The organism is Halobacillus sp. ABH2_015, assembly GCF_056158945.1.
Genome location: NZ_JBSWUG010000002.1, coordinates 2,084,211 through 2,107,342 on the forward strand (window position 1 = coordinate 2,084,211; position 23,132 = coordinate 2,107,342).

At 47.1% G+C, this 23,132-nt stretch carries 22 protein-coding genes and 2 pseudogenes; 1 reads left to right on the forward strand and 23 read right to left on the reverse strand.

The genetic code is table 11. The features are described from left to right. Positions 1-313: 313 nt before the first annotated feature. From ACXAD6_RS11095 to ACXAD6_RS11155, 13 genes and pseudogenes are all read right to left on the reverse strand, one after another. Complete coding sequence (locus ACXAD6_RS11095; protein WP_474968930.1) at positions 314-1,288, reverse strand: DUF2268 domain-containing putative Zn-dependent protease; 975 nt, start codon at positions 1,286-1,288, stop codon at positions 314-316. Positions 1,289-1,506: 218 nt separating this feature from the next. Then, on the reverse strand, positions 1,507-1,794 hold the full coding sequence (locus tag ACXAD6_RS11100) for a hypothetical protein (RefSeq protein ID WP_474968931.1): 288 nt from the start codon (positions 1,792-1,794) through the stop codon (positions 1,507-1,509). Positions 1,795-2,778: 984 nt separating this feature from the next. Then, a pseudogene (locus ACXAD6_RS11105) lies at positions 2,779-2,976 on the reverse strand (IS1595 family transposase); the annotation flags it as partial. A 72-nt stretch (positions 2,977-3,048) separates the two neighbouring features. Continuing rightward, positions 3,049-5,292, reverse strand: coding sequence for an ABC transporter permease (locus ACXAD6_RS11110; RefSeq protein ID WP_474968932.1), 2,244 nt, complete (start codon positions 5,290-5,292; stop codon positions 3,049-3,051). Next, on the reverse strand, positions 5,289-5,990 hold the full coding sequence (locus tag ACXAD6_RS11115) for an ABC transporter ATP-binding protein (protein WP_474968933.1): 702 nt from the start codon (positions 5,988-5,990) through the stop codon (positions 5,289-5,291). Before ACXAD6_RS11115 ends, ACXAD6_RS11110 begins: the two co-directional genes overlap by 4 nt. Positions 5,991-6,188: 198 nt before the next feature. Then, positions 6,189-6,413, reverse strand: coding sequence for a DUF3892 domain-containing protein (locus tag ACXAD6_RS11120; RefSeq protein ID WP_474968934.1), 225 nt, complete (start codon positions 6,411-6,413; stop codon positions 6,189-6,191). 93 nt (positions 6,414-6,506) lie between these two features. Next, on the reverse strand, positions 6,507-6,659 hold the full coding sequence (locus ACXAD6_RS11125; RefSeq protein WP_027955473.1) for a small acid-soluble spore protein P: 153 nt from the start codon (positions 6,657-6,659) through the stop codon (positions 6,507-6,509). A gap of 14 nt (positions 6,660-6,673) precedes the next feature. Further along, positions 6,674-6,802: a YpzI family protein gene (locus ACXAD6_RS11130; protein ID WP_084163123.1), complete on the reverse strand. Its 129-nt coding sequence runs from the start codon at positions 6,800-6,802 to the stop codon at positions 6,674-6,676. Positions 6,803-6,860: 58 nt separating this feature from the next. Next, positions 6,861-8,108 carry a DNA polymerase IV gene (locus ACXAD6_RS11135; protein ID WP_474968935.1) on the reverse strand — a complete coding sequence of 416 codons (1,248 nt, stop codon included), beginning with the start codon at positions 8,106-8,108 and terminating at the stop codon, positions 6,861-6,863. A gap of 186 nt (positions 8,109-8,294) precedes the next feature. Beyond that, on the reverse strand, positions 8,295-9,419 hold the full coding sequence (locus tag ACXAD6_RS11140) for a M20/M25/M40 family metallo-hydrolase (RefSeq protein ID WP_474968936.1): 1,125 nt from the start codon (positions 9,417-9,419) through the stop codon (positions 8,295-8,297). A 69-nt stretch (positions 9,420-9,488) separates the two neighbouring features. After that, positions 9,489-11,036 carry an acyl-CoA carboxylase subunit beta gene (locus ACXAD6_RS11145; RefSeq protein ID WP_474968937.1) on the reverse strand — a complete coding sequence of 516 codons (1,548 nt, stop codon included), beginning with the start codon at positions 11,034-11,036 and terminating at the stop codon, positions 9,489-9,491. A gap of 2 nt (positions 11,037-11,038) precedes the next feature. Beyond that, positions 11,039-11,851, reverse strand: coding sequence for a methylmalonyl-CoA epimerase (mce, locus tag ACXAD6_RS11150; RefSeq protein WP_474968938.1), 813 nt, complete (start codon positions 11,849-11,851; stop codon positions 11,039-11,041). A 16-nt stretch (positions 11,852-11,867) separates the two neighbouring features. Then, complete coding sequence (locus tag ACXAD6_RS11155; protein ID WP_474968939.1) at positions 11,868-13,523, reverse strand: acyl-CoA mutase large subunit family protein; 1,656 nt, start codon at positions 13,521-13,523, stop codon at positions 11,868-11,870. Positions 13,524-13,697: 174 nt separating this feature from the next. On the opposite strand from ACXAD6_RS11155, the gene prli42 reads away from it, so the two are divergent. After that, positions 13,698-13,814 (forward strand): stressosome-associated protein Prli42, encoded by a 117-nt coding sequence (prli42, locus tag ACXAD6_RS11160; protein WP_242520466.1) that lies wholly within the window; start codon positions 13,698-13,700, stop codon positions 13,812-13,814. A gap of 47 nt (positions 13,815-13,861) precedes the next feature. Here prli42 and ACXAD6_RS11165 read toward each other — a convergent pair whose 3' ends face one another. The 10 genes and pseudogenes from ACXAD6_RS11165 to bcd form a co-directional block, all read right to left on the reverse strand. Then, on the reverse strand, positions 13,862-14,374 hold the full coding sequence (locus ACXAD6_RS11165; RefSeq protein ID WP_474968940.1) for a L,D-transpeptidase: 513 nt from the start codon (positions 14,372-14,374) through the stop codon (positions 13,862-13,864). Positions 14,375-14,419: 45 nt separating this feature from the next. Continuing rightward, complete coding sequence (locus ACXAD6_RS11170) at positions 14,420-15,370, reverse strand: aromatic acid exporter family protein (RefSeq protein ID WP_027955466.1); 951 nt, start codon at positions 15,368-15,370, stop codon at positions 14,420-14,422. Positions 15,371-15,468: 98 nt separating this feature from the next. Continuing rightward, positions 15,469-15,900, reverse strand: a complete 432-nt coding sequence (locus ACXAD6_RS11175) for a BrxA/BrxB family bacilliredoxin (protein WP_027955465.1) — start codon at positions 15,898-15,900, stop codon at positions 15,469-15,471. Positions 15,901-16,156: 256 nt separating this feature from the next. Continuing rightward, positions 16,157-17,458: a dihydrolipoamide acetyltransferase family protein gene (locus ACXAD6_RS11180; RefSeq protein WP_474968941.1), complete on the reverse strand. Its 1,302-nt coding sequence runs from the start codon at positions 17,456-17,458 to the stop codon at positions 16,157-16,159. 17 nt (positions 17,459-17,475) lie between these two features. Further along, positions 17,476-18,000, reverse strand: coding sequence for an alpha-ketoacid dehydrogenase subunit beta (locus ACXAD6_RS11185; protein WP_474970414.1), 525 nt, complete (start codon positions 17,998-18,000; stop codon positions 17,476-17,478). Next, positions 17,986-18,458: pseudogene (locus ACXAD6_RS11190) on the reverse strand (alpha-ketoacid dehydrogenase subunit beta); the annotation flags it as partial. The gene ACXAD6_RS11185 and the pseudogene ACXAD6_RS11190, both read right to left, overlap by 15 nt. Positions 18,459-18,473: 15 nt before the next feature. Then, positions 18,474-19,466 (reverse strand): thiamine pyrophosphate-dependent dehydrogenase E1 component subunit alpha, encoded by a 993-nt coding sequence (locus ACXAD6_RS11195; RefSeq protein ID WP_474968942.1) that lies wholly within the window; start codon positions 19,464-19,466, stop codon positions 18,474-18,476. Positions 19,467-19,485: 19 nt separating this feature from the next. Beyond that, entirely contained in the window at positions 19,486-20,907 is a 1,422-nt protein-coding gene (gene lpdA / locus ACXAD6_RS11200) for a dihydrolipoyl dehydrogenase (protein ID WP_474968943.1), read from the reverse strand. 15 nt (positions 20,908-20,922) lie between these two features. Further along, complete coding sequence (buk, locus tag ACXAD6_RS11205; RefSeq protein ID WP_474968944.1) at positions 20,923-22,008, reverse strand: butyrate kinase; 1,086 nt, start codon at positions 22,006-22,008, stop codon at positions 20,923-20,925. A gap of 14 nt (positions 22,009-22,022) precedes the next feature. After that, the gene (gene bcd, locus ACXAD6_RS11210) at positions 22,023-23,126 is read right to left on the reverse strand and encodes a branched-chain amino acid dehydrogenase (protein ID WP_474968945.1); all 1,104 of its coding nucleotides are present in this window, start codon (positions 23,124-23,126) and stop codon (positions 22,023-22,025) included. Between the last annotated feature and the right edge of the window lie 6 nt (positions 23,127-23,132).

Genomic DNA, 23,132 nt, shown 5'->3' on the forward strand with positions numbered 1-23,132 from the left:
TGGGGTAGCAAAATCATCCCTAACGGTGAGTCACTTTTTCATTTTATGTTTGTATTTATTTTACAATCCAACTATGTCCGATTTTATCATAAAGGACAAAAGTAAACTTGCTCTCTAGAAGAAAAGTCTTCTAGCCACTTTCTAATCCTGAATAAGTTAGTGAATCCTTTCTTGAAGATTAGCCCCCGTTACTTGAAGACTTGATTTCGAGATTTTTCTTAAGTTAATTTTCATTAGAGAATTAACTGTAGTCTAGATAAATTCGGTGGAAATCTAAAAATGCTTATTCGTGACTCCAGGCGATCGGTCTGTGTCATTTTAAAGATTCTTCGTAGCCACTTTTCTCATAGAGTACCTCGGGTGTTAATTTCGTCCATTCTTCAACCGTTGTCTCAGGATGATTTTCAGCATAATCACGAACAATGTGGTAGCCGGTAATATAACCGAAGCTGTATGGAAACTCATTCCCATCTCCATAAAGAACCGTGTTCACTAGATCATCCTCAGTTGAATCCAGAGAATCCTTCACTTGATTCCATAATTGTTTCTCTTGTACGTCATCCATATGATACGTTTTCACTACTGGTTCTCCGTATAACAAGGAAGCAAAGTATTCAGCTTTTCCTTCAAAAATAATACTACCCAGTAAATCCCATTCATAATTTCGAGCAAATTTTTCGGTCCACACACTGTGGTGATATTCGTGTGCAACCGTCTGTTTTAATCGCTCCTTGCTAAATTGAGGGAAGTAAAAAACAGACACCTTGCCTGCCCTAACATTCACACCCCCGTAATCCAGATTTCCTCTGGGAAGAATACAAACCGTTGTATCTTGTCCCTGTAATACATCAGCGGATTTCTCCAAGGCTTCAAGTGCCGTTTTTTCAGGTTCTGAAGCCCGAAGAATGGTGATATCATCCTTTACTTTATTCAGTTCTTTTGGAGGAGTACTCACATATTCCTTCACAAGATGAGAGTGTTCACCACTCAAACACGATTCTTGTATATGATCCATAACGATATTGTCCCATAATTTTTTCTGCTCACTCAGTTCATCTGTTTTTTCAGCCTTTTTCACATATTTTTGCACATATTCGTAGGCAGAAAAAATTCTTAAAGTTTGACCGTTTTCTGTGGTCTGTTCGATTATGTATTCATCTTGATTAGAAGTCTTTTCAGTTGAGACAATCGCGTCATTTTTTTGGTTGTTTATTTTATTGGAAATCCCTTCCTCACATCCTATTAAAATACTAAACAATGCTATGCCAAAAATAATTAAATGTCGCATAGTTCCTCCTTTTAAACACTATACAATTATGCGGAAATTGACTTGAATTACTATACGTTTGAACGGGAAGATTGTTTCAATACTGCTGTGATCTCGAAACTGTCTCCAACTAACCTGCTTATTAGAAAGAAGCGATTGGTCTTATTGAACAATCGCCCCCGTTTCTATAAGAATTGATTTCAAGACATATAGAGGTACATAGCATTCACTATTGGAAATTATGTAGTTAGATTAAATCCCAATTGTACTCCAAGTGGGATTGAAATCCATGTGATAAGAATAGATATAAACAAATATATCCCAGGGTTTTTACTTTTAAAAATAAGCAATCCTAGTAGAAATCCTAAAGCCCATATAGGTAAAATCACAAAAAACTCTGGGGAGACCCAAGTCTCGTCAGTATAGTTCTCAGCTATAGTACCTCCAGCAAAAAAAGTAGATATAAGAATAGCGATTAAACCACTCAAGATCGTGTTAAGAACATATGCGATCTTTATTTTCTTCAAAATAATACCCCCCTTTTTTACAACTAAGCTCTATTTACGTGAATTCGCTAAAAGATAATGAATAACCTTTAATAATTTCACTATCTTAGAAGCACTGTTCACTACTGAATATATAGAAAAAGGCAACCATCCTAATTGAATAATTGCCCCCGTTTCCGTAAGACTTGGTTTTGAGTCGTCGTACTAACTTTCAACAAAGATACCTGTTAGTTAAAAGAAATTAATTTTCACATTTCACTTAATCCAGATATTAAAAACCATATGAAAACGATAATTAAAGATAAAGCTATGGTCAGTGTGCCTAGAAAAGTAAAACGTTTCTCAAGTAAAAATTTCAATGAAACAAAAATACCGATTATCGGTATTCCTAACCATACGATGTCCTGTACTATCTCATTTCTAGAACCTATGTATCCAAGCAAATTAGTTAAAAACATAACAAACCATATGATTTGCAGAACTAATACACTTTGAATCAATAATTTGCTTTTTACCAATTAGTTCACCACTACTTTCTAATTCACCTTTTATCTTTGAGACTTTTAACTTCACTTTCCAGACGCTCCACTTTTCGCTTCAAATCTCTATTAGGTTCAGCAACTTTACTCCCTAATATGACCAAAAGCCCAATTAGTGCAATTATCCCCCCCCCAACGGCAACCGCAACAACTACCACAAGGTCTAAGATAACTACCACTCCTAAAAAGTGTTTTAATCCATATACGAATGAGTACATAAATCGTTTCAAAACTGGGTATTATCTCGAAACTGAGTCTTCCAGAAAACTGCCCTTTAGCAAAAGACTCAGTTTCGAGATATATATGCAACTAGATTCAATGGTTACAACAGTAATGTAGATAATCTAAGGGTTTCCTGGGTTTCAACGATTAGATATAAATTCCTTTTAACCACATTCGTCGTCACTTCATTCCGCTGATATTGGATACTCTCTAACACCTGAAACAAGGTAAGGTACAGGAATTAGGTGTCGTCCATTTCAACGATACCCTGGAATGTTGAACTTTCCATCTGTTTTAATGCCGAAAGAAGCTTGTGCCTCCAATAGAACAGGGTTACGTGGGTAACGTCTCCCATCAACTTGGCTGCTTTACGGAGCGAATAACCCTCTATCATACATTCGATAAACTTCATCCAGCGATGAAGATGGCGCATGCGGTATATAATATCCACATTAAACTTCAGCAGAGCCAATAAAAAAAGACACTCCGTTTTTCATGAGTGTCTTTTTTTCTATTAATCCTGTTGTTTTTTCAAAGCTTCCTGCAGGGAAACTTGTTTCAACTTCCGTTTGGAAAGAGCAATCGAGAGTGCATAGGTCAGCATAATGACGACAAATCCTGCAGCTGCCATCCACAAGGATACATCTGTCGGAAGAATGAATCCTGTCTGCTCTACGAGGGAGTTCATCAACTGTCCAAGCGCCAAACCTGCCAGAGGTATTGAAATCAAATAAGAGAGCATCACAACAGGTGTATAAACACTAAGAACAAGCTTGGATACTTCACTGTTGTGATAGCCCATGACCTTGAACAAGGAGATGGAAGGCGAATTTTCCTCCACAATCAAATTCGTCAGCAGCGTAAGGACGATGACACTGATGACGACAGCAAAAACAGACATTCCGATTACCGATGACCGTGTAGCTCCGGATGTCGCTTCAAAACTGTCAATCACCTTCTGCTTATCTTCAATTTGATAAACATCCGGCCCCCGTTCCGGTGCTTCAACCTGCCAGATGGCACTGTAAGCATCACCGGGATAGCCGAGAAATTCGTTAAAGGCCTCCCGGGGCAGGTAGATCTGACTGCCAATATACACCTCAGCCACCCCTGCCACCTGGACGGTCATTTCCTCGTCATTTAAGGAGTTGGTAAGCGTGATGTCTTCCCCTGCCCCGACACCAAGGACCGCCGCAGCTGGTGTACTCAGAACAGCACCTTCCTTAAGTTCGGAGTTGAGTTTTTCCTCGTCAGAAAGGAGATGGATATAAGGGGTGTTTGTTTCGATTCCATACCCCGTTAATTTTGCATCCTCACCTTTTACATTCACTTCGCCGACGGTAAAAGGTGAGGAACCATCGGCTGGTTCTTCCGTTTGTAAGGACTGATAATAAACCGCATAGTCGTAGGTCATAATGTCCTCATACGTCGTTTCCACCAGTTGATCCATACTGTTGAACATAATAAAACCAAACAGCAGTAAAACGGTTGAAAACATGACACCAAGGAAGATATAAAGACTCCTCGCTTTGTTACGGACAAGGAGACGCAGTCGGAACCGTTGAATAAAGCTGCCTTTGTTCAATAACGGAAGACGCTCCAGCCACGATTTCCGGCCGACCGTCACTTCTTTCGGGCGCAGAAGTGTCAAAGGATCGACTTTTAAAGCCCTGTGAATCCCCCACGCTGTCAATGAGAGCATGAGCACCAGAGGAATAATCAGACCAATGACGAGCACCATCGGATTAAAATCGAACATAGATAAGGCAGGTAGATTGAAATAGTTTGCATATAGATTAGATAACGGAACGGATAAGGCGGCACCCGCTGCCAGTCCGAGAACCGTACCACTTAGGCCGATGACCCACGCATAGCCGAGGTAATGCCGAAGCAGTTCATTCCTCCGGTAGCCAAGCGCCAGCAGCGTCCCGATTTCCTTGCGCTGCATCTCGATCCGGCGTCTCATTAAAAGAAGGACCATCGTTGCAGCAAGAGCCAGAATGAAGAGCGGGAGCGTATTGTTCATACTTTTTGCGCCTTCAATTTCCGTATCCACGAACTGAATCCGGGGGTTGTCACCGGCTTCTACAAATTGCAGAATGGTCGTCTCCGCACGGACAGCCTCCATGAAACCATCAGGAACCTCTCCATCACTGGACCAGCCCGTGATTTCTGTCTGGGACAGGGACGACCACTGATCCATGACACGCTCTGAGGCTATGGCTATACCGAATTTCTCCGCATCGCTGATCATATCCGTCAATTGTTCAATCATGTAAATATAGTCAGGAAGATAAACAAATCCTGTCACTTCCATCCGTTCTCCGCTGATTTCCACCTCATCACCGATATGCAGGTCATTTTTTTCAGCAAAAACGGAGGAAACAGCGATTTCACTACCGTCTGTCGGGTTTGAACCCTCGGATAGATAAGGAAGGTTGATTTCTTCTGTTTGTGAAAAGACCCTGAGCACTGAACCGTCTACATCAGCATCATAATAGGACCTGGCCTCAAGGGTGACACCAAACTCCTCCTCCCACTCCTGCAGCTTGGAGGAGTCCACCGGCTCAGAAGGTACGAAATGGAAGGTCTCCTGTTTATAATCTTCGGTAAACCTGGCGTTCCGCTCTTCCAACGTCGTCACAGCCATCGACAAAGAGACATACAGTGTAACAGCCAGCAGGAGGAGCAGAATGACACCGGCATATTGAAATTTCTTCTCTTTCAGTGTACGGATCATCGATTTTTTTAAAATCATGACCACGTCACCTGCTCAGGGTCCACCAGTGTCTCGTTTTCAAACGTCTCTACGATTTCCCCGCTGCTCATCCGGATCACCTGATGGGCCATCTCTCCGATTCCCTGGTTATGAGTAATGATGAGTACGGTCGTTCCGTACGTTTCGTTCACGTATTTCAGCAGCTTCAAAATATTCTTACCCGTATCCTCATCCAGGGCCCCCGTAGGCTCATCACATAACAGGATGTTGGGATTTTTAATTAATGCACGGGCGATGGCCACACGCTGCTGCTCTCCACCACTCAATTGAGAGGGGAATTTATCTTTTTTATCAAGCATACCCACTTTTCTCAGCGTATCCTCCATCGAAAGCGGATTACTGCTCAACTCCCGGCCGACTTCTACATTTTCCTCAACAGTAAGAGTGGGAATAAGGTTATACTGTTGGAAAATGAACCCAATATTTTTTCTTCGATATTCCGTCAGCTGTTTGTCCTTCAACTCATCAAGCGTCCGGCCATCCACTACAATCTGTCCTTCGTCATAGCGGTCGATGCCCCCGATCACGTTCAAAAGTGTGGATTTACCCGATCCGGAAGGTCCTAGAATTGTGACAATCTTTTTGTCCGGTACAGTCAGACTCGCCTCACGCAGCGCCTTAACCGTCACCTCTCCGCTTTGATACGTTTTTGTAACCTTTTCTGCGAAGATCGCCATTTCATCATCCCCATTAAAAAGTTTTGTAATATTTTATGTTTTATATTTCATTTTAAGTTTACAACACCCCTAAAAAAAGTCAACTACTTTTGAAATATTTATATGATATTATTTCATTTTTATCACATCCATCTGATTTGCTTACTGTTTACATACAAAAAAACCGGACAGAGCTTTGTATGCTCTGCCCGGTTTTCCTTAGAAAGAGGGAAGGTTGTCCAGGTTGTTGGATTGTATGCCATCCGGCTCACTGCGCAGATGGTCTTCCCCATCCTTACCACGAATCAGGTTCACGTGTTCCAACTCACCGATGCGCGCCATTTCGTGGGCCTGCTTATAATCGACCACACGCCCTGACGCCAGCTGCATCTCAACAATGCTTCCCTGACCGTTCTTTTTTACAGCGACAATTCGTTCCGGCATAGTTCTCAACCTCCTCCTTTATAGAATCCCCTGAAGCGTTGAGGCTATGAACAGCAAAGAATGGAAAAAGCAGCCGCTTCCGGCTGCTTTTGATTACATATCGTGCGATGTTTTTTGTTTTTGACGGGAATGACGGGCCTGCTTGGCTTTGTGTGAGCCCTGCGCCTTTTCGCCATATGCCTGATCCGGACCGAGAGGAATGTCCGGACGTGTTTGTTGTTTGGGTCCCATGCGGCGTCCACCCATTAGAAACCGCCTCCTTATCTGCGTTTTCGAGCAGGCTCCGGCCCCTCCATCATCGTCGCCCCTGGATAACTGAGGCTCTGATCACGGTCGGACTGGACCTTTCCAGACTTTTTCAATTTCTTTTCTTGTCGATCTCTACCCATGATTCCTTCCTCCCTTCCTGTTTAGTATGAAACAAAAAAGCGGAGTCATGCCTGGGAATCACTTTTTATAATCGTCCAGAAAGTCTTTTTGAAAGCTGGTGGATACTTTGGTTTCATCCGGATTCGTCAACGTGCGGAAAGGGTTTTTCCCGTATTTCTCTGTGAGTGTATCAATGGTTTTATACAACTTTTCCTTACCGGCATACTGTTCATAATTGAATAGATCAAGCTGCTGGGTGACCTCGGATTTTTCTGCGAGGTCACCGGCAGTTACACCGAGAAGCCGGACAGGGTCCTGGTTCCAGTGCTGGTCAAAAAGCTGGATGCTGTGTTGGAACAGTTCATCGGGTTTACTGATGAATTCCTGAAGCTGGCGGCTCCTCGTCACCGTTTTCCGGTCATGATACCGGATCATGAGCTGCACGTTCCTGGCAAGGACCTTTTTCCCGTTCATCCTCGCAGCAACCTTATTGGAAAGCCGGCGCAGGACGGTTTGGATTTCATCCTCGTCCGTCGTGTCATGAGGAAGCGTCGTGGAAGTGCCGATACTTTTGAAATCATGCACAGCTTCAGGGTCCACCAGTCTGTCGTCCATTCCGTTGGCTCTGTTCTGCAGACGCTCTCCATTGATACCGAGGATCCCTTTCAGTTCTATGACGGAATGCAAAGCAAGTCCGCCGATCGTTTCGATCCCAATTTTTCTTAACTTCTCTGCTGTTTTGGATCCCACGCCGTGCATGTCTTCAATCGGAAGCTTCCAAAGCGTACGCTCGAGATCCCTTTTTCTTAAAATGGTTATCCCCATGGGTTTCTTCATATCGGAAGCCATTTTTGCCAGAAATTTATTCGGAGCAATCCCGATACTGCATGGAAGATCAAGCTCTTCGGCGATCCGCTGCTGAATGCGTTCTGCAATTTCAGGAGGAGAACCTTGGTCGGAACAGTCGGTAATGTCCATGTAGCCTTCATCAATGGAGACAGGCTGGACGAGAGAGGTCACATCGGTGAGAATTTTGAACATCTCTTTGGATGCTGTGCGGTAGCGTTCAAAATTCGGCCGCATCACCATCAGGTCCGGACAGAGTCTTCGCGCTTCTCCAAGCGGCATGGTCGTTTTCACTCCGTATTTTCTTGCTTCATAGCTGCTCGTCACGATGATCCCGCGTCGTTCTTCCGGATTGCCGGCAATAGCTAAAGGCTTCCCTTTTAAGCTGGGATCAAAGGCAGCTTCCACTGAAGCATAGAAGCTGTTCATATCCACATGAAAAATGACCCGCCCTTTTTTTGGATACCACTTTGAAGCCATACGTCTTTCCTCCATTAGAACATTTGTTCTTTTATTATAGCATAGACCACGGGATGTATGGTGCGGACTGCTCGCACCGGAAAAGGCTGCATCATTCAAGTGAAAAAACAGCCGAAATAAAAACCCGCACGGCGCTTGAGATACACCGTACGGGTTTTGGATAGAAGAAGGGACTCTCCCTCTTCGTTAAGATGCCGCTTCTTCAGCAATAGCTGTAATAAATTCGGCAATTTTTTCAAGTTCAGCTACAGGGATGCGCTCATTGGTCGTATGGATTTCTTCGTAACCGACGCTCAAGTTCACCGTCGGAACTCCGTGGCCGGCAATCACGTTGGCATCACTGCCGCCGCCGCTGCGGAGCAGTTCGCTTTCCCGGCCGATCCGTTTGGCTGCCGAGCGGGCCACTTCGACCACTTCGTCACCAGCCTCCTGCTTATAGCCCGGGTACATGACCTGGATATCCAGGTCCACTTCTCCACCCATTTCTTCTGCTGTTTCATAAAATGCCTGTTTCATTTTCTCGACCTGCTCTTCCATTTTCGCAGGGTCGAGCGAGCGGGCTTCAGCGAGAATTTCGGCATGATCGCATACGATGTTGGTTTTCTGACCACCTTCAAAGCGTCCGATATTCGCTGTCGTTTCCTCATCAATACGTCCCAGAGGCATTTTTGCGATGGCGCGTGACGCCAGCGTGATAGCTGAAACCCCTTTTTCAGGAGCTACACCGGCATGAGCCGTTCTGCCTTTGACGACAGCATTGATTTTCGCCTGTGTCGGAGCCGCTACGACAATATTTCCAACCTGCCCGTCACTGTCAATCGCATAGCCGTATTTCGCTTTCAGGAGCGAACTGTCCAGAGCTTTCGCACCGACAAGGCCGCTCTCTTCTCCGACTGTAATAACGAATTGGATATCTCCATGCTCTACGCTCTGCTCTTTCAGAGAACGGATAGCCTCAAGGATGGCAGCAATCCCTGCTTTGTCATCCGCACCGAGAATCGTCGTTCCGTCCGTGACGACATACCCGTCCTCGATGGAGGGTTTTACGCCGTTCCCTGGCACGACGGTATCCATATGCGAAGTGAAGTAAATCGTATCGGCTCCATCTTTCGAGCCTTTGAGATTACAGATCAGGTTGTTGGCTCCGTGACCTGTCGCGTAAGCCGCCTCATCTTCCAGTACTTCAAGTCCGAGGTCCGTGAATTTCTTCTTGAGTACTTTGGAAATCTCTGCTTCCTGCGTTGTTTCGGAATCAATTTGGACGAGTTCTAAAAATTCGTCCAGCAAGCGCTGTTTGTTGATTTCTGCCATGGATATTTCCTCCTTCATATGTAACCACATTCCTCTTTGTACGTTAGCGGAACGAAAGAATCATGTCAATTAAAGAGGAATATTTCCATGCTTTTTATAAGGACGTTCCTCCCGCTTGTCCTGCAGCATATCCAAAGCCTTTACGAGTGTGCTCCGCGTTTCCCGTGGATCGATGACATCATCGATCATCCCGAGACCTGCAGCAACGTATGGGTTGGCAAAACGTTCGCGGTATTCATTGATCTTATTCTGCCTCGTTTCTTCAGGCTGGGCACTTTCCTTGATCTCCTTGGCGAAAATGATGTTGGCGGCTCCTTCAGGCCCCATGACCGCAATTTCAGCGTTCGGCCAGGCGTAGACAAGATCCGCTCCTATAGACTTACTGTTCAGCGCCACATAGGCCCCGCCATACGCCTTTCGGGTGATCACTGTAAGTTTGGGCACCGTAGCTTCTGAATAGGCATAAAGAATTTTTGCTCCGTGTCGTATGATTCCCCCGTGTTCCTGTTTAATACCAGGGAAAAATCCGGTTACATCCTCAAACGTAATAATAGGGATATTGAACGAATCGCACGTACGGATAAATCGTGCGGCTTTATCGCTGGAGTCGATATCCAGCCCGCCGGCCATATATTTCGGCTGATTGCAGACAAGGCCGACAGCCCTGCCGTCCATACGGGCAAAACCAACGACAATGTTTTTGGCAAAGTCTTTTTGAATTTCAAAGAATGACGACTCGTCCACCACTTCATCAATAATGACGCGGACATCATAAGGACGGATGGGATCAAAAGGAATCTTATCGGTCAGGTCCGGACGGAAATGATCCCTCGTTTCTTCCTGGATCATTGGTGTTTTCTCTTCGTTATTCTGAGGAAGATAACTGATGAGCCTCCGTACAGCATCCAGGGCCTCCGCTTCATCCGTTGTCTTCATATGGGCATTTCCACTGAGCGTATTGTGAACGCCGGCGCCTCCGAGATCCTCAGCGGATATTTGTTCTCCCGTGACCGTCTCTATGACTTTCGGTCCCGTAATGAACATCTGGGACGTCTTTTCCACCATGATGACGAAATCGGTGATGGCCGGTGAATAGACCGCTCCACCTGCACACGGTCCCATAATGACTGAAATCTGCGGGATGACTCCTGAATAGATCGAATTGCGGTAAAACACCTGCCCATATCCATCCAGAGATGAAACCCCCTCCTGGATTCTCGCTCCTCCCGAGTCATTCAAACCGATGAAAGGCGTTCCGTTCTTGGCAGCCAGATCCATGACGGCAGCAATTTTCTTTGCATGCATCTCCCCCAATGCTCCGCCATACACTGTGAAATCCTGGGCAAAAAGATACACACTTCTCCCATCAATTTTCCCGTATCCTGTGACTACCCCTTCTCCCGGGGCTGTTTTGCCGTCCATCCCGAAGGCATCATGACGATGCTCTATGAAAGGGTTCAGCTCAATGAAACTACCCTCATCCAAAAGGTGATCGATCCGTTCACGGGCCGTCCATTTCCCTTTTTCGTGCTGCTTATCGATGCGTTCGTCCCCGCCGCCGAGTTCAACCTCTCTGCGCTTATCGTATAATTCGTTGATTTTATCGAAAATATCCATGTCTACTCCCCCTTCCCTGGCTGCCAGAGTTCATAAAGAACACCGCCGGAAGCTTTCGGATGCATAAAGGCAATATCGGCCTGATGAGCACCCGTTTTCGGCTCTTCATGAATCATTCGGATTCCCTGTTCCTTGTATTGCTGAAGGCGTTTATGCAGATCATCGACTTCCAAGGCGATGTGATGGATCCCACTGCCTCTTTTCTCCAAAAAGGAAGCGATGGCGGAGGTTTCATTCAGAGGCTCCAAAAGCTCCAGCTTCGTCTCACCAATTCTTAAAAAAGCAGCACGAACATGCTCCGATTCCACGTCCTCTACAGCTTCCAGTTCCATACCCAGCGTATGCTGATAAAAAGGAAGCGCAGCATCAATGCTTTCCACTGCAATCCCGATGTGGGCAATTTTCTTTGGAGTGCTGATCGTTTCCTGATGGATCAGCTGCTTAATATAAACGGCAATAGCGTCTGTCGGCGATCCGCTGGTGAAAATTTTGTGGACCCCTTTTCCTTCCAGATAAGGAATATCCTCAGCCGGAATGACTCCTCCACCGATGACAGGGATGTCATCGGCCCCTTCCTTTTTGAGAGCTTCCACTACTTTTGGAAACAAGGATTTGTGCGCTCCGGATAACGAAGATAAACCGACGACATCGACATCCTCCTGCACGGCAGCCCGGGCAATCTGCACCGCAGACTGTCTCAGACCTGTATAGATGACTTCCATTCCATGGTCCCGGAGAGCCTGGGCGATGATTAAAGCGCCGCGGTCATGCCCATCCAGCCCTGGTTTAGCTATAAGTACTCGAATTGGCTTCATACTGACTCATCCCTTTCTACATCGCTGTATATTCACCGAATTCCTCACGCAGGACGTTGGCAATTTCCCCGACTGTGGCATAAGCCTGGACAGCCCTGACGATCGGAGGCATGACATTGTCCTGCTCCGCTGCTGCATTGCGGAGTTCCTGAAGGCAGCGATCGACAACTTCCTGATTTCTCTGCTCTCTTACCTGCGTTGTTTTTTCTATCTGTCCTTTTTCAAGGGCTTCATCCACTTTCAAAAGATCCGCATGGATTTCTTCATCCACCTGATACTCGTTCATGCCGACAACGATATCCTCTTTGGATTCCATCCGCTTCTGCGCCTCGTAGGCTGCCTGATGGATTTCCCGCTGCATGTACCCCTCTTCTACAGCCTGAACAGCCCCGCCGAATTCACTGATCCGTTCCAGGTATGCACCGGCCTCTTTTTCAATCTGGTCGGTCAAGGACTCGACATAGTACGACCCAGCAAGCGGATCGACTGTGTCAGCGACACCGCTCTCATTGGCAATAATCTGCTGTGTCCGGAGAGCAATTCTCGCAGAATCCTCTGTCGGGAGCGCCAGCGCCTCATCCCTGGAATTGGTATGAAGACTCTGGGTGCCTCCTAATACAGCGGCCAGCGCCTGCATCGTTACGCGGACAATATTATTATCCGGCTGCTGGGCCGTCAGCGTACTTCCACCTGTCTGGGTGTGGAAACGCATTTTCCAGCTCTTTGGATCTTCCGCTTTATAGTGCTCTTTCATGATTTTTGCCCACATCCGGCGCGCTGCCCTGAATTTGGCTGCTTCTTCAAAAAACTGATTGTGGGCATTAAAGAAGAAGGCCAGGCGTGGAGCGAATTGATCCACCTTCAACCCTGCTTCAATGGCAGCATCTACATAAGCCATGCCATTCGCGATCGTAAAAGCGACTTCCTGTACAGCGGTCGATCCTGCTTCACGGATATGATAACCGGATATGCTGATGGTGTTGAATTTAGGCAGGTGCTCCTGACAGTAGGCAAAAATATCCGTGATGAGCCGCATGGATGGTTTTGGAGGATAAATATACGTCCCTCGGGCAATGTACTCCTTCAAAATATCGTTTTGAATCGTACCCGTCAGCTTCTCTCTCGGCACGCCCTGCTTCTCCCCTACCGCAATGTACATCGCAAGGAGAATGCCTGCGGGCGCGTTTATCGTCATGGAGGTGCTCACTTGATCGAGTGGAATTTCATGGAACAGCTGCTCCATATCTTTCAGTGAATCAATCGCTACACCGACTTTGCCGACTTCCCCTTCAGCCATGGGGTCGTCTGAGTCATAGCCGATCTGTGTCGGCAGATCAAAGGCGACGGATAAGCCTGTCTGGCCCTGCTTCAGCAGGTAACGGAAACGCTCGTTCGTCTCTTCTGCTGAACCAAAACCTGCATACTGGCGCATCGTCCAGTACCGTGAGCGGAACATCGTCGGCTGAATCCCTCGCGTATATGGATACTGCCCTGGAAAACCGATTTGGTTTATGTAATTTTCACTTAATGATTCGGGTGTGTAGAGACGATCCACAGGAATATCCGAACTTGTATGAAAAGAATGACGGCGCTCTGGGAAACGCTGCATGGTTTTTTCTACATTCTTCTCCCATTCCTGCTTGAAATGTTGTCCATTGGATGACAGGGTCATTGGAAAAGCCTCCTCTTTCGTCTATTCTCTTCTAGCATACCAGAAATGAAGCGCTTACCTATCTAAAAATTAACATAATTCACAACAAATTGTGAATCCAAACGTCCCCTTGTCCATTTTCTTTTTTTTCGGTAGAATATTGAACAGGAACGACTGAGAAGGAGGTTACCAACCTTGGCTGAAACGAAAAAACGCTCAAAGCGGGAACGCCGCATGAAAATCGTTATTTATATTATGATTCTCTCCATGGTTCTCTCTACGGTACTGGCGGGAGCGAGCTTCTTCCTATAAAAAGAGAAAAAGCCGGGCAAGGTGGTTCTCCACCCTTCCCGGCTTTTTTAATTCAGAAACTGCTGCCATTTCTTTTTCAGCCACTGTTCATATAAATCTTCCATTGATACGTCCGGATCGTCCACGATCCAAACGTCCATCTCTTCTTCAATCATCGTGTATAAGGTTTCCACGTCGTTATTTTTCAGTCTGATACACCCTGCCGAAGCAGAGGTTCCGACCGACTCCGGCTGATTCGTGCCGTGGATGCCGTAAATCCGGCCGTCTGTTCCCTCTGCATCAAACCCGATCCAGCGGCTTCCCAGAGGATTTTCCGGAACGCCGCCTGGAATATTGTTTTTTCGATAATACGGATCTTCGGCTTTTACTTTAATTACAAATAGTCCTTCCGGTGTGAGTTCATCGGTTTTCCCGACAGCCGCAGAAGCTTGGAATGTCTGCTCCCCGTCCTCATAGACCACGAGTTCGTGTACGGCTTTGTTGACAAGGACGACAGGCTCTTCAGCTGACGCGGGAAGCAGCAGCTGGAGGCCGGTGAGAACAAGAAAAAAGAATGTCATGTATATCCCTTCTTTTTATTTCAAGTTTCCCCGCCCTCATGTCCTTTATACGTCACTCTTCTTAAATGACCGTTTAATGATTAAATATTCCTCAATCTCATTAAGCAGGTGAAAAAGACTGGCACGCATCTCAAATTCCTCGCGCGTCTGTGGAAGATCATCTTCCCTGAACTCCTCCTTCATCTCTTTGAACCGCTGCAGGTAAATGACCGCAGTATTACCAGGATGAATCGCCCCGGCTAAATCATCAAAGAAATCAGCGATTTTAGAGCTGTGCATATTCGAGGTGGAAATCCGGCTCACAAGCGGAAGCATCCGCTCCAATAACTCAAACTGTTTGGTCCGCATGTGAAAGTAATGATAAAAATGGTTATGAGTCCGAAGCAGGTGGTTTTCTACGTCCCTGTAGGATAAGGATTTGGCTTTTTCAAGCAGTGCCGCTGTTTCTGTAAGCTCATGTCCTGTCCAGTCATTGTCTCCATCTCTTAAAAACGTAGCAAGCTCTTTCATGATCAGGGAAAAGTTATGCTCGACCTGACTCCGGTATTCCCCCAGTTTATTTTCCAGACTCGGCATGTATAAATTCAGCAGCAGGGCCGTACCGATTCCTACAGTAATCAGGATCACTTCATTTATAATGATCTCCCAGCCTATACTGCCTGAGCCGTATAAATGGAGAATGATGACTGAACTCGTCACAATACCAGGTGTAATGTTCAGCCAGACGGTCACAGGGATAAAGGCAAAGAGCATGATCCCGATAGCCAGCGGGTTATATCCGATCAGCTCAAAAAAGGCGAACGAAAAAACCATAGCTACAATACATGCTGAAAAACGGTGCCATGCACTTAAAAATGACCGCTTCCTCGTAATCTGGATGCAGAGAATCGTCAGGATTCCTGCTGATGCAAAGTTTTCCAGCTGCAGCATCTGGGCCACCCAGATGGCAAAAGGGGTGCCTAACGCTGTCTTAATGGTACGGTATCCTATCTTCAATGTCTGTCTAATCCTTTCTCTTCCTAATACTGTCTAAAACCCATGCAGAAAAGCAAAAGGACCTTTGCTCATCACAAAGATCCCAAGCCTTTTCTTTATTATACCTCTTCGCAGTATTCTTCAAAACTGCGCTGAAGCTTTCCGATGACTTCCATCGGTTCAAAGCCTTCGATATCATGACGCTCCACCATCGTCTGGATTTTCCCATCCTTCAAAAGCGCGAAGGAAGGAGAAGACGGCGGGTATCCTTCGAAATACTCGCGTGCACGGTTCGTCGCTTCGCGATCCTGACCGGCAAACACTGTGACCAGGCGGTCCGGGCGTTTATCATAATGAATGGCATGGGCAGCGGCTGGACGTGCAATCCCTCCTGCACACCCGCAGACGGAATTGACCATAACAAGAGTGGTTCCTTCCTGAGTCAGTGCCTGATCGACTTCTTCAGGTGAAGTAAGTTCGGTGTACCCCGCTTGCGTAATTTCTTCACGTGCTTTTGTAACGACATCATTCATGAAAATATTGAAATCCATTAGACATGGCCCCTTTTTATAAATACTATGAACATTTTACCAAGATAACGGAAGGCTTTCAATTCTTCTGCCGTTTCTTTCCTGTCTGAAAAAGCTTCCTCCTGCCGGAATCGGGAACTATCCTTCCCATCCAGAGACAAGACATATCGACATCCGACAGACCGTAAAACCCGGAAAAGAGGTATCCAATAAAAATCAGGCTGCCTGAAACTTTAGCAGGCAGCCTGTAAGCAGCCGATGCAGCTGCTTCTCCTCTTTAATAGATGGAAGTATTCTCTTCACTCATTTTCTCGAGAATTTCCTTTACACGGGCAAGGAAATTACCGGCAACAAGACCATCAAGCACACGGTGATCCAGCGACAGACAGAGATTAACCATATCACGCGCACCGAACATGCCATTTTGATAGACCGGTTTCTTCACAATAGATTCCACCTGTAGAATGGCTGACTGTGGATGATTAATTACACCCATGGACTGAACGGATCCGAACGAACCCGTATTGTTTACAGTAAAGGTTCCGCCTTCCATATCCTTGGACGTCAATTTCCCGTCACGGGCTTTACCAGCCAGTTCTGTAATATCACGGGCAATGCCTTTGATACTTTTCTCATCGGCATCTTTAATCACGGGCACAAACAACTGATCTTCTTTAGCGACAGCGATGTTCAAGTTAACCGCCTTGCGTTGAATGATCTTATCGCCTGCCCATGTACTATTAAGCTGTGGATATTCTTTCAAGGCCTGGGCAACAGCTTTGACGAAGAAAGCAAAGTAGGTCAGGCTGTAGCCTTCCTGTTTTTTAAATTGATTTTTCTTCGCATTTCTGAGCTCCACCAAATTGGTCACATCCACTTCGACCATCATCCACGCATGTGGAATTTCGGTTTTGGATTTTACCATATTGGCAGCAATCGCCTTACGGACGCCGGTGACAGGGATTTCGATATCCCCTTCTCCTGCCTGGACGTCAGGAACAGAAGGAGCCGGCTTGGCTGCGGATTCGGGCGCAGACGGTTCGGCAGCCGGAGCTTTCTGTTCCGTCTGTGGACGGTCTTCGGCTTTTGGAACTCCTCCACTTTCAATCACTTTCTCAACGTCTTTGCGGGTGACCCGGCCGCCGCGGCCCGTCCCGTCCACCTGATTTAAATCAATGTCATTTTCCTGAGCAAGGGTCATGACTGCCGGTGAATAGCGTTTCTTCTGCCCCTGGTCCTTCCCATTCGAAGCGGGTTCGGATGCCTGTGCCTTTGAAGACGACGTTGAAGGTTCTTCTTTCTGCTCAGCCGCTGCCGGTTCTGAGGAAGAGCCTCCACCTTCGATTTCAATATGACACATTAGTTCACCAACTTCGATGGTATCTCCTTCAGAAGCCACTAAATCCTTGATCACACCCGTGAAGGACGAAGGGACTTCCGCGTTCACCTTATCCGTCATGACTTCAGCAATCGGATCATATTTGTTTACTTTATCTCCTGGCTGGACCAGCCAGGTGCTGATAGTGCCCTCTGTTACACTCTCTCCGAGTTGAGGCATGTTGATTTTTTCTACGCCCACGACGAACGCCTCCTCCATTAAAATTCTGCGAGATCACGCATCGCTTTTTCGACTTTATCAGGATTCATCATAAAATGCTTTTCCATTGTCGGTGCATACGGCATGGAAGGAATATCAGGACCTGCGAGACGCTGGACAGGAGCGTCAAGATCAAACAGACAGTTTTCGCTGACAATAGCAGAAACCTCTGAAATAATCCCGCCCTCTTTGTTATCTTCCGTGACAAGCAGCACTTTTCCAGTTTTGGAAGCTGCTTCAATGATGCTTTCCTTATCTAAAGGGTAAACCGTACGAAGGTCGAGGATGTGGGCATCAATGCCTTCTTCTGCAAGCTTTTCTGCTGCCTGAAGAGCAAAATGAACGCACAATCCGTACGTAATGACCGTAATGTCCGATCCTTCCCGCTTCACATCTGCTTTTCCAATCGGAAGTGTGTAATCTTCTTCAGGAACTTCCCCTTTGATCAAACGGTAGGCCCGTTTATGCTCAAAGAAAAGAACAGGATCGTTATCACGGATGGACGCTTTAAGCAGACCTTTCACATCATAAGGTGTGGACGGCATCACAATCTTAAGGCCCGGTTGATTGGCGAATACTGCTTCAACAGACTGAGAGTGATAAAGAGCCCCGTGAACTCCCCCCCGTACGGCGCACGGATAGTGATAGGGGCGCTCCAGTCGTTGTTGGACCGGTAACGGACCTTCGCTGCTTCTGAAATAATCTGGTTGACCGCCGGCATGATAAAGTCCGCAAACTGCATTTCAGCAACCGGACGCATCCCATACATAGCCGCTCCTATGCCCACACCAGCAATGGCAGACTCGGCAAGAGGCGTATCCAGTACACGATCTTCTCCAAATTCATCATAAAGGCCGTCCGTTGCACGGAAAACGCCTCCGCGCTTACCAACGTCCTCTCCTAGTACAAATACTTTTTCATCCCGCTGCATTTCTTCCCGAAGTGCCTGGGTGACAGCTTGAATATACGAAATGACTGCCATAATCGTGCCCCCTCCTTACTCTTCGTACACGTATTTCATTGCTGATTCCGGCTCGGCATAAGCCGCATTTTCAGCATAGTCGGTGGCTTCATTGACGATGTGATTGATTTCGTCATTCAGCTCTGTTTCTTTCTCTTCCGTCAAAATCCCCTGCTCACGGAGATAGTTGGCAAACGTAACGATGGAATCTTTCTTCTTCGCTTCATCTACTTCGTCACGCTCCCGATAAACACGGTCGTCATCATCACTGGAGTGCGGCGTCAGGCGGTAGGAAACCGTCTCGATCAATGTCGGCCCCTCCCCGTTACGTCCGCGGTCTGCAGCAGCTTTTACTGCTTCATAAACAGCAAGTGGATCATTTCCGTCGACCGTATACCCAGGCATGCCGTACCCGATCGCCCGGTCGGATACTTTCTCACAGGCCAGCTGCTTGGAGACCGGAACAGAAATAGCGTATTTATTATTTTCAACCATGAAGATCACAGGCAGTTTATGGACGCCCGCAAAGTTGGCTCCCTCATGAAAATCCCCCTGGTTGGAAGATCCTTCTCCAAAAGTAACGAGAGAAACGAAATCTTTCTTCTCCATTTTCCCTGCAAGAGCGATCCCTACAGCGTGAGGCACCTGGGTGGTTACGGGAGATGACCCTGTAACAATCCGGTTTTTCTTCTGGCCGAAGTGTCCTGGCATCTGTCTCCCTCCGGAGTTTGGATCTTCCGCTTTAGCGAAACCGGAAAGCATCAAATCCTGTGCCGTCATGCCAAAGGAAAGCACAACTCCCATGTCACGGTAGTAAGGAAGCGCATAGTCCTTATCTCGGTCCAGTGCGTAGGAGGCGCCGACCTGGGCGGCTTCCTGCCCTTGACAGGAAATGACGAATGGAATTTTCCCTGCACGGTTCAAAAGCCACATCCGTTCGTCAATTCTTCTAGCTAATAGCATGGTGCGGAACATATCCAGCACCTGTTCGTCCGTTAATCCTAAATCCTTATGGCGGTTTTCAGCCATGAGTTTCCCTCCTTTGTTCTTATCCGTGAATCTGATTCCCATCAACAGCCATCGCTGCCTCTCCGACAGCCTCGGCGAGGGTTGGGTGAGGATGGATGGTTTCAGCAATCTCCCAAGGCGTTGCATCCAGAACTTTGGCCAGCCCTGCTTCCGAAATCATATCGGTGACATGCGGGCCGATCATATGGACACCCAGCAGATCGTCGGTATCTTTATCGGCAATGATTTTCACGAATCCGTCCGTTTCCCCGTGTACGAGTGCCTTACCGATGGCCTGAAACGGAAACTTACCGGTCTTAATGTTATACCCTTTTTCCTTGGCCTGTGCTTCCGTCAGTCCGACACTGGAAGCCTCCGGGCTGGAATAAATGCAGCTTGGAATCTGTTCAGAATTCAATGGATGGGGCTCGTTGTCTGACATGTGCTCCACCGCCGTCATTCCTTCATGAGAAGCGACATGGGCCAGCTGCATCCCACCGATTACATCACCAATCGCATAAATATGACTTTCTTTTGTTTGATAATAGTCATTCGTTTGTATGAAGCCGTTCTCCACTTGAATATCCGTATTCTCAAGACCGATGTTGGTCACATTGGCGGAACGACCGACAGATACGAGCATTTTTTCCGCTTTATAGGTTGTGGTTTCTCCGTCAACTTCAGCCTGGATTGTGACACCATCTTCCGTTTCAAGTGTTTCGGAAAGGACTTTGGCACCGGTAACAACGTCCACACCTTTTTTCTTCATCTGTTTTTTCATTTCCCTGGAAATATCCTCATCTTCTGTTGGGAGAATGTGAGGAAGATACTCAAGGACGGTCACCTCAACGCCGAAGTCCGCGAGCATGGAAGCCCACTCGATGCCGATAACTCCGCCCCCGACAATGATAATGGACGATGGGAGTTCTTCCATATTCAAGGCTTCATCGGAGGTCATCACATCCTCCCCATCCACTTCCAGGCCGGGCAGACTTTTTGGACTGGAGCCGGTTGCAATAAGGACGTTTTTCGGAATCAGCATTTCATTCTCTTCACCGTTGTTCATTTCAACAGAGATGGTTCCTGCGGTCGGTGAAAAGATGGAAGGGCCGAGAATTCGGCCGAAACCTTCATAAACATCAATTTTCCCTTTTTTCATCAAACCTTGAACACCTTTATGTAATGTGTCCACAATCGACTGCTTTCGTTCCTGGACTTTCTGGAAGTTCAATACAGGGTTTTCAACTGTAATGCCGTAACTGTCGGCTTCTTTCGTTTGTTTGAAAACTTCTGCACTTCTCAATAATGCTTTTGATGGAATACAGCCTCTGTGAAGACAGGTTCCGCCCAGTTCACGCTTTTCAACAATCGCTGTTTTCAAGCCGAGCCTTGAAGCACGGATGGCGGCTACGTAGCCTCCCGTCCCGCCTCCTAGAACTACTAGATCATACTCCTCTGCCATATCTACCGCTCCTTTTTATTCCTGAAAATTCGGATACTGCTTTGGAATTTCTTCGTGATTGAGGACGCGCAGTGTTCCTTCATTCAATGCCTCCAGTTCATTTTCTCCTGGATAAACGAGCACATCAGCAATCCAGTGTACCCGTTTGGAAATCTCTTTGATGAAGGCTTTTCCATAGGCCAGTCCGCCTGTCAAAGCGACGGCGTCCACACGACCTTCCATCACAGCACTCATGCTTCCGATCTCTTTGGCAATCTGGTAGGCCATAGCGTTGAAAACTATTTCGGCCTTTTTGTCGCCATGGGCGATCATACTTTCGACTTCCCTGGCGTCATTGGTATCGAGATAAGCCATGAGCCCTCCCTGTCCGACGAGTTTCTTCATGACTTCATCACGGTAATACTGGCCTGAGTAACACATCGAGACAAGGTCACCGGCAGGCACGGTACCGGCTCGTTCAGGTGAAAAAGGACCATCGCCGTGAAGACCGTTGTTGACATCAACTACACGGCCTCCAATATGAGCACCGACGGTAATTCCTCCACCCATATGAGCGACAATCAAACGGGCCTCCGGATAATCCATCTCCAGATCAGCTGCCGCACGCCGGGCGACCGCCTTCTGGTTCAAGGCGTGAAAAATACTCTTCCTCGGGATTTCCGGCACGCCTGAGATCCGGGCGAGCTCCTGGAGCTCATCGACAACCACGGGGTCGACGATATAGGCTCCGATGTTCAGCCCGCGGGCAATTTCATAGGCGATGATGCCGCCAAGGTTGGAGGCATGTTCTCCATTATAGCCGTTTTTCAAATCTTCAAGCATCGCTGCATTTACTTCGTAGGTGCCGCCTTCAATTGGACGCAGGAGTCCGCCTCTTCCGCAGACGGCACTCAGTCTGCTTATATTAATCCCTTCCTGATCGAGCACATCAAGAATGACCTGCTTTCGAAAATCGTACTGGTCGATAATACGTTTGAATTGATTGATTTCATCTCCGCTGTGGCGGATCGTTTTTTCAAAGACGGCTTCCAGGTCATCAAACACGCCGATTTTTGTTGACGTGGAACCGGGGTTTATAACCAGGATTCGATGAGTGTGCACAACAAAGACCTCCGTTATCCGTTCTGTCTTCTGCTTAGGATGTGATGGCCGTTCTGCAGGAACTGGCTGCGGGAACGACGCATACGCTCAATGCGTTCTTCCGCCATACGATCCGCTGCAAGATACGTAGGAATATTATCACGGCGGGAAATGTCAAATACACGGGAAACGTTATCGTAGATGGTTTCTACTCGCTTCATCGCACGGTCCTTATTGTACCCATGAAGTTCATCGGCAACGTTGATCACGCCCCCCGCATTGATGACATAATCCGGTGTATAGACAATGCCTTTCTCATGAAGAATATCACCATGTTTCGTTTCCTTGAGCTGGTTGTTTGCTGCACCGGCAATGACTTTCGCTTTCAACTGCGGAATCGTTTCATCATTGATGGTCGCACCCAGAGCACACGGTGCATAAATATCACAGTCCACGCTGTAGATTTCATCCGTCTCCACTGCTTTAGCTCCGAATTCTTCAACAGCACGCTGAACAGCTTCTTTATTTATATCGGTAACAACCAGATTCGCACCTTCCTCGTGAAGATGGCGGCACAAGGTGAAAGCTACGTTCCCGACACCCTGGACGGCAATGGTCTTACCTTCAAGGGAATCTGATCCAAAGCCTTCCTTAGCAGCTGCTTTCATACCACGGTATACCCCATAGGCTGTTACAGGGGAAGGGTTGCCGGAAGAACCGAAGGCAGGAGAAATCCCTGTGACATAATCGGTTTCCTCATGGATCAAATCCATATCCTGAACTGTTGTCCCCACATCTTCCGCTGTAATGTACCTTCCGTTCAGTCCTTGAATGTAACGGCCGAATGCGCGGAACATCTCCTCATTTTTATCCTTTTTCGGATCACCGATGATCACGGTCTTTCCACCGCCGAGGTTCAGACCGGCCGCTGCGTTTTTATAGGTCATTCCTTTAGCAAGACGCAGCGCATCTTCAACTGCATCGTCTTCGGATGCATACGTCCACATGCGGGTCCCTCCAAGAGCGGGTCCAAGGGTCGTATCATGAACGGCGATAATCGCTTTCAAACCAGACTGTTCATCCTGACAAAACAACAACTGCTCGTAATCATATTCCTGCATATAGCTGAAAATTTCCATTTTGTA